The sequence below is a fragment of the bacterium genome (genome assembly GCA_016873475.1).
Lineage (GTDB): Bacteria > Krumholzibacteriota > Krumholzibacteriia > JACNKJ01 > JACNKJ01 > VGXI01.
Map to the genome: position 1 here is coordinate 1 of VGXI01000116.1, position 9,920 is coordinate 9,920.

The 9,920-nt window shown below is 73.5% G+C and carries 11 protein-coding genes and 1 tRNA gene; 5 read left to right on the forward strand and 7 right to left on the reverse strand.

The annotated features are described in order from the left end of the window. The 3 genes from FJ251_10040 to FJ251_10050 form a co-directional block, all read left to right on the forward strand. On the forward strand, positions 1-497 hold a 497-nt coding region (locus tag FJ251_10040; protein ID MBM4118059.1), incomplete at its 5' end, for a Ni/Fe hydrogenase subunit alpha. Beyond that, positions 494-1,009 carry a hydrogenase maturation protease gene (locus tag FJ251_10045; protein MBM4118060.1) on the forward strand — a complete coding sequence of 172 codons (516 nt, stop codon included), beginning with the start codon at positions 494-496 and terminating at the stop codon, positions 1,007-1,009. The genes FJ251_10040 and FJ251_10045, both read left to right, overlap by 4 nt. Further along, complete coding sequence (locus FJ251_10050; GenBank protein ID MBM4118061.1) at positions 1,006-1,380, forward strand: response regulator; 375 nt, start codon at positions 1,006-1,008, stop codon at positions 1,378-1,380. The genes FJ251_10045 and FJ251_10050 overlap by 4 nt, the downstream gene beginning before the upstream one ends. A gap of 151 nt (positions 1,381-1,531) precedes the next feature. On the opposite strand, the gene FJ251_10055 is transcribed toward FJ251_10050, so the two are convergent. Genes FJ251_10055 through hypF form a run of 7 tightly spaced genes read right to left on the reverse strand, consistent with a single transcriptional unit; the run spans position 1,532 to position 9,276 of the window. After that, positions 1,532-3,427 carry a GAF domain-containing sensor histidine kinase gene (locus FJ251_10055; GenBank protein MBM4118062.1) on the reverse strand — a complete coding sequence of 632 codons (1,896 nt, stop codon included), beginning with the start codon at positions 3,425-3,427 and terminating at the stop codon, positions 1,532-1,534. A 31-nt stretch (positions 3,428-3,458) separates the two neighbouring features. Beyond that, positions 3,459-4,118 (reverse strand): hydrogenase nickel incorporation protein HypB, encoded by a 660-nt coding sequence (hypB, locus tag FJ251_10060; protein MBM4118063.1) that lies wholly within the window; start codon positions 4,116-4,118, stop codon positions 3,459-3,461. 2 nt (positions 4,119-4,120) lie between these two features. Then, positions 4,121-4,516, reverse strand: a complete 396-nt coding sequence (locus FJ251_10065) for a hydrogenase maturation nickel metallochaperone HypA (GenBank protein MBM4118064.1) — start codon at positions 4,514-4,516, stop codon at positions 4,121-4,123. Next, positions 4,510-5,526, reverse strand: coding sequence for a hydrogenase expression/formation protein HypE (hypE, locus tag FJ251_10070; GenBank protein ID MBM4118065.1), 1,017 nt, complete (start codon positions 5,524-5,526; stop codon positions 4,510-4,512). Before hypE ends, FJ251_10065 begins: the two co-directional genes overlap by 7 nt. 7 nt (positions 5,527-5,533) lie before the next feature. Beyond that, positions 5,534-6,613: a hydrogenase formation protein HypD gene (gene hypD / locus FJ251_10075; protein MBM4118066.1), complete on the reverse strand. Its 1,080-nt coding sequence runs from the start codon at positions 6,611-6,613 to the stop codon at positions 5,534-5,536. Beyond that, positions 6,613-6,888 (reverse strand): HypC/HybG/HupF family hydrogenase formation chaperone, encoded by a 276-nt coding sequence (locus tag FJ251_10080; GenBank protein ID MBM4118067.1) that lies wholly within the window; start codon positions 6,886-6,888, stop codon positions 6,613-6,615. Before FJ251_10080 ends, hypD begins: the two co-directional genes overlap by 1 nt. Positions 6,889-6,891: 3 nt before the next feature. Next, positions 6,892-9,276, reverse strand: a complete 2,385-nt coding sequence (gene hypF / locus FJ251_10085; protein MBM4118068.1) for a carbamoyltransferase HypF — start codon at positions 9,274-9,276, stop codon at positions 6,892-6,894. Between the two features lie 189 nt (positions 9,277-9,465). Here hypF and FJ251_10090 point away from each other — a divergent pair. Together FJ251_10090 and FJ251_10095 are read left to right on the forward strand one after the other, a co-directional pair. Further along, positions 9,466-9,542, forward strand: a tRNA-Met gene (locus tag FJ251_10090). Positions 9,543-9,673: 131 nt separating this feature from the next. Further along, on the forward strand, positions 9,674-9,920 hold a 247-nt coding region (locus tag FJ251_10095; GenBank protein ID MBM4118069.1), incomplete at its 3' end, for a hypothetical protein.

Here is a 9,920-nt window from a genome sequence, read left to right on the forward strand (position 1 = left end):
CGCGCCAGGAGTTCATGGCCGTCACCGGCGGGAAGCCGAACAGCTTGTCGCTCGCCTACCACTGGACGCGGATGATCGAACTGCTGCACTCCGGCGAGAAGATCCAGGCCCTCCTCAACGACCCGGACCTGCAGGGCAAGGACCTCGTGGTCAAGGGCCAGCGCCGCGCCGAGTGGGCCGCGATCGTCGAGGCCCCCCGCGGCACGCTCTTCCACCACTACCGCGTGGACGCGCAGGACCGGGTGACGATGGCCAACCTGATCGTCTCGACGACGAGCAACAACGAGCCGATGAACCGGGCCGTGCAGATGATCGCGAAGAGCTACCTGAGCGGGAAGAAGGAGATCACGGAGGGGATGCTCAACCACATCGAGGTCGGCATCCGCGCCTACGATCCCTGCCTCTCCTGCGCCACGCACGCGCTCGGCAAGATGCCGCTCGAGGTGGAGCTGCGGGACGCTGCGGGCGCGCTGCTCGATCGGCGGCGGACGGCATGAACGCCGCCGCGCCGCTCCTGGTGATCGGTTACGGCAACCCGGGCCGTCAGGACGACGGCCTCGGGCCGGCCTTTGCCGACGCCCTGGCGCGGCTGGGCCTGCCCGGTGTGCAGGTGGACAGCGACTACCAGCTCAACGTCGAGGATGCCGCGGCGGCCGCCGCCTGCGAGCGCGTCCTCTTCGTGGACGCCGACAGCGCCGGTCCCGCGCCCTTCTCGCTGCAGCGCCTGGCGCCGGCGCCCGACGGCGCGAGCTTCAGCACGCACAGCGTCCGCCCGGAAGCCGTGCTGGCGTTGGCCAAAGGTCTCTTCGGTGCCGAGCCCGAGCCCTGGCTGCTGGGGATTCGGGGCTATCAGTTCAACGAGTTCGGCGAGGGTCTGTCCGCGCAGGCTGCGCGCAATCTGGCCGCGGCGCTGGACTGGGCGCGAGACGCGCTGCCGAGGCGCGCCCTGGCGCCGATCCGCGCTTCGGCGGCCGACCCGGCCGCCACGAGTGAAGAGGGTGACGCATGAAAGACGGCAAGACGGTTATCCTGTGCATCGATGACGATCCCGACATTCTCTCCTACCTGCGCATCGTCCTCGAGAGTGCGGGCTACGTGATGGCGGAGGCGCCCAGCGCCGAGGAGGGCCTGCGGATCTACCGCGACTGCAAGCCCGACCTGATCATCGTCGACCTGATGATGGAGGAGGTCGATGCGGGCACCAGCTTCGTCCGCGAGTTGCGCGCTCTCGGCAACAAGGCGCCGATCTTCATGCTCAGCTCCACGGGCGACAACCTGGCGATGGCGATCGACACCACGCAGCTCGGGCTGGCCGGCGTGCTCCAGAAGCCGGTCAGCAAGGAGCGCCTGCTCAACCTGATCAAAGCGAAGCTGGGTTAGCGCTCGCCAGCGGACTCCCGACGGCGCCCGTCCCTTTGGGGGCGGGCGCTTCGCATGCGGAGCGGGGGCGGCGCGTCTCAGCGCGCGGAGGGCCGGGCGGCGCGCGCTCCCAGCTGCCGGGATCCCAGGCAACCGGCGGCCCGGCAGAACGCTAGGCCGATTCAGGAGCTGCTGGAAGGTCCACGACGACGGTCGTGCCCACACCCTCCTCGCTGGCCAGGTGCAGGCGCCCGCCATGGGCTTCCACGGCCTGCTTGACGAGGGCGAGACCGAGCCCCGTGCCCTCCTCGGCCAGTTGCTTGGCATTGCTGGCCCGGAAGAACTCGCTGAAGAGCTTCGCCTGCTCGGGGGAGGGAATGCCGATCCCGTTGTCGCGCACCTCGATGCGCAGCCCGCCGATCGGCGAGGGCTGGAAGCGCACCCGCACGAAGCCTCCGGCCGGCGTGTACTTGATGGCGTTGGAGACGAGGTTCTCCAGGAGCTGGCCGATCGCCTCCTCGTGGCCCCAGAGGTCGGGGCTGCCCGGTTCGACGGCGAATGTCAGTTCCAGCGCCCTGGCGGCGGCCCGCTCGGCGAAGACCTCCCGCAGATGCTCGCCCAGCCGTGCCGGCTCGAGACGGCGCTCCCCCCCCGCGGCCGCCCGTTCCCGCCCGCGGGCCAGGGTGAGCAGCTCGCCGATCGTCTGGTTGAGGTTGCGCAGCCGCAGGTCGATGCGCTGGAGGAATTCCTCCTGGCGGGGGCTCAGCGCGCCGAGGATCCCCTCCCGCACGACGGCGAGCAGGCTGAGCGCCGCGGCGACCGGCGAGCGCATGTTGTGCGTCACGCGCAGGAGGAAGCGCGCGCGCTCGGCGAGCAGGGCCTCGGCGGCTTCGTGCGCGCGGGCGTTCTCGAGGGCGACGGCAACGAGTTCGGCGGCCAGCCGCAGAAAGGCCGTGTCGTCCTTCGTGAAGCGCTGGGGGCGGTCGCAGTAGGCGCCGAGGACGCCGATCACGCGCGGCCCCACCCGCAGCGGCGCGAAGGCCAGCGAGCGGATGCCGTGCGCCCGCAGCTCCGCGAAGTTCTGGAAGGCCGCCTCGGCGTCGATGTCGCCCTCGATCAGCGTCTCGCCGGCGATCACGCGGCGGTTGAGCGGGCTGTCGGCCAGCGGCACGCTCTGCCGCTCGCGGGAATCCTGCGAAAGGCCGCTGGCCGCCACGAAGCGCAGGCTGCGGCCGTCCGGATCGAGCAGCTTGATGGCGACGACCCGCACCTCCATCACGGCCGTGAGCTCGCGGCAAACCAGGTCGAGCACCGACTGCGCCTGCCGCTCGCTGCCGATCGCGCGCAGCATCGCGGTGAGGCTGTGCAGGCGCCCGTTGAGCGCAAGCACCTGCTGGCTCGCCTCGGTCAGTTCCCCCACGCGCCGCCGCAGGCGGGCCACGAGGCGCGTCGTCAGCATCGCCGTCGTGACGACGGTCGCGCTGAAGAAGACGAGCAGCGCCAGCAGGTGACCCGGATAGGCCAGGATCTCCAGTCGTTCGCCGCGGAAGCTGAGCGGGTGGTTCGGCAGATGGCCGCTCAGCTGCAGCAGCGCCAGCAGCCAGAGCCCGAGCAGGCAGAGCCCGGCGAAGGCATAGGCCGTGGCGGCCGTGAACTGGATCGCCGCGAAGATGATGTGGAAGAGGAAGAAGAAGACCAGCGGGCTGGCGATGCCGCCCGTGAAATAGACGAGCAGGAACATCGCCGCATAGTCGAGGGCGACCTCGACGATGGCCCAGCCGCGGTCGCGCGCGTTCTGGCGCTCCAGGTCGGCGCCGAGGCGGCGCACGCCGAGCGCCAGCAAGAGGTTGTAGCCGAGGATGCCCAGTGCGACGGCCAGGACCGGTCCGATGGCGAAGCCGTAGCCGGCCAGGCGGCCCGTGAGAACGGCCCCGACGATCAGGGGCGGCACCCACCAGCGCAGGCGGATCTGCCAGAAGGAGCGACGGCCCCAGACCCGGGGCAGGTTGGCCGCGCTGAGCTCCTGGCTCAGCCGCCGCATCCGCCGCCGCGCGCTGCGCTCGCTCATCCCCCTCCTCGGGCTCCGGCCGGGCGGCCGCTCAGCCCCGTCGCGCCGTCCGCTCCGACCGCAGCCAGTCCAGCCAGGCCGTCAGGCCCTCGCCTGTCCTCGCCGAGAGGAGCAGCAGCGGCGCCCGCGTGTTGAGGCGGGCGAGGTCGGCGCGGACCAGATCCACATCGTACCCCAGCAGGGCCGCCAGATCGACCTTGTTCAGCAGGATCAGATCGGCCGGCTGGAAGAGCGTCGGGTACTTGGCCACCTTGTCCGCTCCCTCGGGCACCGAGAGCATCGCCACACGCCGGTGCTCGCCGAGGTCGAAACCGGCCGGGCAGACCATGTTGCCGACGTTCTCGATGAAGAGGAAGTCGAGCCCCTCCAGGGGCAGGGCGTCCAGGGCCTCGGCCACCTGGGTTGCGGCCAGGTGGCAGCCGCCCTCCGTGTTGATCTGGACCACGGCCGCGGCCAGGCCGGCGACGCGCTCGGCGTCGCGGCTGGTCTGGAGGTCGCCGACGACCACGGCCGCGCGCTGGGGTGCCAGCGCCGGCAGGGTCGCCTCCAAGAGCGCCGTCTTGCCGCTGCCCGGCGCGCTGGTGATGTTCAGGGCCAGGATCCCCGCCCGGTCCAGGCGCGCTCGATTGTCGCGCGCCACGGCGTCGTTGGCCTTGAGCACGCTGGTGACCACCGTGATGTCCCGCTTCATCGTCAGACCTCCTCGGCGCGCTCGGGCGCGGCGTCCTCCGCGAGCACGCAGGTCACGCGGCGAAGGAGCACCTCGTCGCCGCTCAGGATGTCCACGTCCGCCAACCCGCAGCGGGCGCAGCCATAGTCGTCCACGGCGGGAGCGAATTCCAGGCCGCAGTGGCGGCAGCGCGCCCGGGTCGGCAGCACGCTGAGCGCGAGCTGGGCGCCCTCGGCGGGGCCGCCGCGGGCGGCCTCGGCGAAGGCGAGGGCGAGCGCCTCGGGCACGATGCCGCGCCGGGCGCCGGCCTCCAGTTCGACCCGCTCGATGCGCAGCGCGCCCTGGGCCGCGGCCAGCGCGTTCAGCTCGTCGAGCAGAGCGAGTGCGATGCTCAGTTCGTGCACGGCGCTCCTCAGCAGATGCGGGGCAGGTCTTCGCCGTAGGGCCGGCTGATCAGGCGGCGGCCGCCGCCGCGCGTGAGCAGCTCGGCCAGGGGCGGCGCCGCCGGCCGCAGGCGGCCGATCAAGGCCGCGCGGGCGCCCAGCGGGTGCGCTCGCAGCGCGGCGAGCGCGGCCGGCGCGGCCGCCGGCGAGACCACCGCCACCAGCTTGCCCTCGTTGGCCACGGCGAGAGGATCGAGCCCGAGCAGCTCGGCCGTCGCCCGCGCCACCGGCAGGATGGGGATCGCCCGCTCGTCCAGCTCGACGCCGACGCCGCTGGCCGCCGCGAGGTCGCAGACGAGGCCGGCGAGCCCTCCCCGCGTCGGATCGCGCAGGAACTTCAGCTCCTCGCCGCAGGCGCCGACGAGCGCCGCGACGAGACTGTCCAGGGCCGCGACGTCGCTGGTCAGGTCGGTCGCGAACTCGAGGTGCTCGCGCACGGAGAGCACGGCCAGGCCGTGCTCGGCAATGCCGCCATTGATCAGGATCAGGTCCCCCGCCGACACGCGCTCCGCGCCCAGCCGCGCGCCGGGCAAGAGCTCGCCCAGGCCCGTCGTGTTGATGAGCAGGCCGCCCGCGCCGCGCCGCTCGATCACCTTCGTGTCGCCCGTCGCCACCGGCACGCCGGCCGCGGCCGCGGCGGCGGCAATCGAGTCGAGGATGCGGTCGAGGGTGGCGAGCGCCAGCCCCTCCTCGAGGATGAGCCCGAGGCTGAGGGCCAGCGGACGCGCGCCCATCATCGCCAGGTCGTTGAGCGTGCCGCAGACGGCAAGGCGGCCGATGTCGCCGCCCGGGAAGATCAGCGGCTGGACGACGAAGGAGTCGGTCGTCAGGCAGAGGGGGCCGCTCGTCGCGGGCAGCAGCGCGCCGTCCGTGAGCGGCGCGAGCAGGGGATTGCCGAGCCGCGGCAGGATGTGCTCCGCGATCAGGCGCTGCGTCAACTCGCCGCCGCCGCCGTGGGCCAGCACGATGTGATCGGCTTCGCGCATGCCGCTCCTAGTCCGGGGTAGCGCCCAGGCGACCGTAGCGATGCCAGGCCGCGCAGCTCCCCTCGCTGCTCACCATGCAGGGGCCGATGGGCGCGAGCGGCGTGCAGCCCGTGCCGAAGAGCGCGCAGTCGGGCGGGTGCACCTTGCCCTGGATCACCTCGCCGCAGAGGCAACCGGGCGGCTGCACGTCCGGGCCGAAGGCGACCCCGAAGCGCTCGCGGGCATCGAAGCGGCGATAGGCGGCGCGCAGGGCGAGGCCGCTCGCGGGGATCGTCCCCATCGCGCGCCAGGCGTCGTCCGCGGGTTCGAAGACCCGGGCGACCGTCTCCCAGGCGAGCGCGTTGCCCGCCGCGCTCACCGCGGCGCCGTAGGCGTTGTCCACGCGCGCCTCGCCGGCGGCGAGCTGCGCGAGCAGCGCGCGGATGCCGGCCAGCATGCCCTCGAGCTCGAAGCCCGCCACCGCGCAGGGCTTGCCGTAGCGCTCGGCGATGGGCCGGAAGGCCTCGGCGCCGATGACGACGCTCACGTGGCCCGGGCAGAGAAAACCGTCCACGGGCACCTCGCCGCCCTCGAGCAGGGCCGCCATCGCCGGAATCACGAGCTTGTGCCCGGCGAGGATGCTGAAGTTCTCGCGGCCCTCGGCGGCGGCGGCGAGCACGACGGCCGCCGTGGCCGGCGCGGTGGTCTCGAAGCCGACGGCGAGGAAGACCACCTCGGCTGCGGAGCGCTCGCGGGCCAGGCGCAGCGCGTCGCGCGCCGAGTAGACCACGGCCACGCGCGCGCCCTCGCCGCGCAGGCGCTCGAGGCTACCGCTGCTTCCCGGCACGCGCATCATGTCGCCGTAGGTGGCGAGGATCACCTCGGGCCGCCGCGCGAGCGCGCAGGCGGCGTCGAGGTAGCCCTGGCTGGTCACGCAGACGGGGCAGCCCGGGCCGCTGAGCAGGCGCAGGGAGCGCGGCAGCAGCGAGCGCGCGCCGCTGCGAAAGAGGCTCACCGTGTGCGTGCCGCAGACTTCCATCAGGGTGACGGGCCGCCCGCGCGCGGCAACGAGATCCGCGATCTCCGCGGCGAGGGCGGCGGCGGCCATCAGACCTCCCCCGCGGGCGGGGCGCCGGGCAGGGGCAGCTCCTCGCCGAGGGCTTCGCGCAGCATGTCCCAGGTGCGCAAGGCCTCGGCCTCGTCGAGCACGGTGAGGGCGAAGCCGGCGTGCACGAGCACCCAGTCGCCGGGCTGAGCCTCGGGAGTCATCGCGAGGGAGGCCTCGAGGCGGCTGCCCTGGAAGTCGACTGTAGCCATCGGCCCCAGAGGGTCCGACGGCACTCCAGCGATGTCCAGAATCTTCCCCGGCACGGCCAGGCACATGGCTCAGCGCTCCTCGTCTGGGATGAGCGGCGCAAGACCCGGCTCGGCCTGCGCGGCGGCGACGAGGGCCTGGCCCAGGGCGAGGCCGCCGTCGCTGGTGGGAACACGGTGGTGAATATAGACCTCGAGGCCCCCAGCCTTCAATCGTGCAGCGAGTGCCTCGGTGAGAATCCGGTTCGCGAAGCAGCCGCCCGAGAGGAGCACGCGGCGGGGCGCGCCCGCGGCCGCGGCGACGGCAGCGAGCTCGGCAAGCCCGCGCGCCAGCGCGGCGTGGAAGCCGGCGGCCAGCTCGCCGGCGCTGCGGCCGGCAGCGCGGCCCTCGACCAGCGCCCGGATCAGCGGCCGCGGATCGAGAACGAGGCCTTCCGCTTCGGCGAAGACGGGCAGCGGCAGGGCCGGCGCCGCGCCGTGCCGCGCAGCGGCGGCCTCGAGCGCCATCGCGGCCTGGGCCTCGGCGCCATTGAACTCGCAGAGGCCCAGGAGAAAGGCGGCGGCGTCGAAGAGGCGGCCCAGACTGCTCGTCAGCGGGCCGGGCGGCGCGGGCGCGGCGAGCCAGCGCGCGGCGACGGCGAGAGCGGCCGGTGCGACGCGCGTGGCCGCGGCAGGCGCGGCCGCCAGCCAGTCGTCGCCGTAGGCCTGAGCGAGCAGGGCAGCAGCGGGCCGCCAGGTCTCGCGCGCCGCGGCATCCCCGCCGAGCAGCACGAAAGGCCGCAGGTGGCCGAGCCGCTCGTAGCCCGTTGCCGTCGCGCGGAGCAGCTCGCAGCCCCAGATGCTGCCGTCCTCGCCGTAGCCGGTGCCGTCGCAAGCCAGGCCGAGCACCTCCTCGTCGAGCGGCAGGCCGTTGTCCGCCAGGCAGCTCACGACGTGCGCGTGGTGGTGCTGCACCTCGACGCGCGGCAGCGGCAGGCTGCGCGCGTGGCGGCTCGCCCCGTAGTCGGGATGCAGGTCGCAGGCGAGCAGCGCGGGGGTCGCGCCGAGCAGCGCGCCGAGCCGCTCGGTAGCGGCGAGGAAGTTCCGGTAGGCCGCGGGGTTCTCGAGTTCGCCGAGGTGCTCGCTGAGCAGAGCCTGATCGCCGGCGAGGAAGCAGACGGCGCTCTTCAGCTCGCCGCCGAGGGCGAGCACGGGCGTCGCGAAGGCGCGGCCGAGCACGATGGGCGCCGGCGCGAAGCCGCGCGCGCGGCGGAGCGGCAGGGTGCGCGCGGCCTCGCCGCCGCCGGGCGCGGGCAGGCGCAGCGCGAGGGCGACCGAGTCGTCGACGCGGCGCGCGATGTTGCGGTCGTGCAGGAGGAAAGCGTCGGCGATGCCGCGCAGGCGCACGATGGCCTCGTCGTTGTCGGTGCAGAGTGGCTCCTCGCTGGGATTGCCCGAGGTCATCACGAGGGGGCCGAGGCGGCGGCCCTTGGCGTCGGGCGCGAAGAGGAGGTGGTGCAGCGGCGTGTAGGGGAGCATGAGACCCAGCGTGTGGCTGCCCGGCGCCACGCCCGGCGCCACGCCCGTCCCCGCGCGCGCCGGCGCGAGGACGATCGGGCGCGCAACGCTCTCGAGCAGGGCTTCGCTCGGCGCGTCGAGGGCCACGAGCGCGCGCGCCGCCGCGAGGTCGGCGACCATCAGCGCGAGCGGCTTCGCCTCGCGGCCCTTGCGCGAGCGCAGCGCGGCGACGGCGGTCTCGTCGTCCGCGCGGCAGGCGAGGTGGAAGCCGCCCAGGCCCTTGATCGCGAGGATCTCGCCCTCGGCGAGGCAGCGCTGCGCCTGCGCGATCGGCTCGCCGCCGGCTTCGCGCCCCAGGGCGTCGGCCAGCCACAGGCGCGGCCCGCAGTCGGGACAGGCGTTGGGCTGGGCGTGGAAGCGGCGGTCGGCGGGGCTGTCGTACTCGGCCTGGCAGCGCGGACACATCGTGAAGGCGGCCATCGTCGTGAGCGGCCGATCGTAGGGCAGCCCGCGCACGATCGAGTAGCGCGGCCCGCAGTTCGTGCAGTTGATGAAGGGGTAGCGGTAGCGGCGATCGGCGGGGTCGAAGAGCTCGCGCAGGCAGTCGGGACAGGTGGCGCTGTCGGGCGCGATCTCGGCGCGGGCCTCGCCCTCGGCGCGACTCGAGAGGATGCGGAACTCGCGCTCGCCCGTCGGCGCGAGGGCTTCCTCATCGCGCGCGGCGATCTCGACGAGCGGCGGCGCCTCGCGCTCCGTGCGCGCGAGGAAGCGCGCGACGGCGGCGGGCTCGCCCTCGATCTCGGCGAAGGCGCCCTGCAGGTCGTTGCCGACGTGGCCGGCGAGGCCCTCCTCGGTGGCCAGACGATAGAGCCAGGGCCGGAAGCCCACGCCCTGCACGCGGCCGCGGAAGGCCAGACGCAGGCGCTGGGTGGCGGTCGGCTCGGGGCGGCGCTCGGCCATGGCCCTCCTCGCGGCGGACGGGACGGCCCCCGCCGGCGGGCGCCGCTGGCTCCACTATAACAAGCACGGGGGCCGCCGCCCAGGGCGGGCTGGCGGAAGGGCCCCGTGCCGATTCCGTAACCCAAAAAAGATCAAGGCGATCGCGCCTTGACAGGGGGGAGGGGCAGGTCTATATTGGCGGCTCGCTGACGCGGGGTGGAGCAGTCCGGTAGCTCGTTGGGCTCATAACCCAAAGGTCGCAGGTTCGAATCCTGCCCCCGCCACCTTACAGAGGCCCTCTTCGGTTGCCCGCCGAGGAGGGCTTTCGCTTGGATCGTGCTATCATTGGACTGTCTTCGGTCCTCGGGTTGGCTGCTCGCCCCTTCGGGCGCGGCAGCGAGTGGGTGGGGGAGGCGCCATGGCCAGACGATCCTGTGCCGCACTGACGCTGGCCCTGCTAGCGATGCCCTCTCTCGCCTGGGCGCCGCCTTGGCCCGTGACCTACACCCTGGACACGATCCCCGTCTCGGCCTGCGGTGTCACGTGGGAGGACTACGGCTCCGGCTGGCTCGAGCGGGCCTTGATCAGCTTCCAGTCGACCGAGGCTGGAGACTGTCTCGTCGGTCTCTGCAGTTTCGCCCCCGTAGCGGGCGGCGTCGATTCCC

Bases quoted from the DNA above. Each gene is read 5' to 3' on its own strand.
- FJ251_10045 (MBM4118060.1), top strand. From the start codon at position 494: ATGAACGCCGCCGCGCCGCTCCTGGTGATCGGTTACGGCAACCCGGGC.
- FJ251_10050 (MBM4118061.1), top strand. From the start codon at position 1,006: ATGAAAGACGGCAAGACGGTTATCCTGTGCATCGATGACGATCCCGAC.
- FJ251_10055 (MBM4118062.1), bottom strand. From the start codon at position 3,427: ATGAGCGAGCGCAGCGCGCGGCGGCGGATGCGGCGGCTGAGCCAGGAG.
- hypB (MBM4118063.1), bottom strand. From the start codon at position 4,118: ATGAAGCGGGACATCACGGTGGTCACCAGCGTGCTCAAGGCCAACGAC.
- hypE (MBM4118065.1), bottom strand. From the start codon at position 5,526: ATGCGCGAAGCCGATCACATCGTGCTGGCCCACGGCGGCGGCGGCGAG.
- hypD (MBM4118066.1), bottom strand. From the start codon at position 6,613: ATGGCCGCCGCCGCCCTCGCCGCGGAGATCGCGGATCTCGTTGCCGCG.
- FJ251_10080 (MBM4118067.1), bottom strand. From the start codon at position 6,888: ATGTGCCTGGCCGTGCCGGGGAAGATTCTGGACATCGCTGGAGTGCCG.
- hypF (MBM4118068.1), bottom strand. From the start codon at position 9,276: ATGGCCGAGCGCCGCCCCGAGCCGACCGCCACCCAGCGCCTGCGTCTG.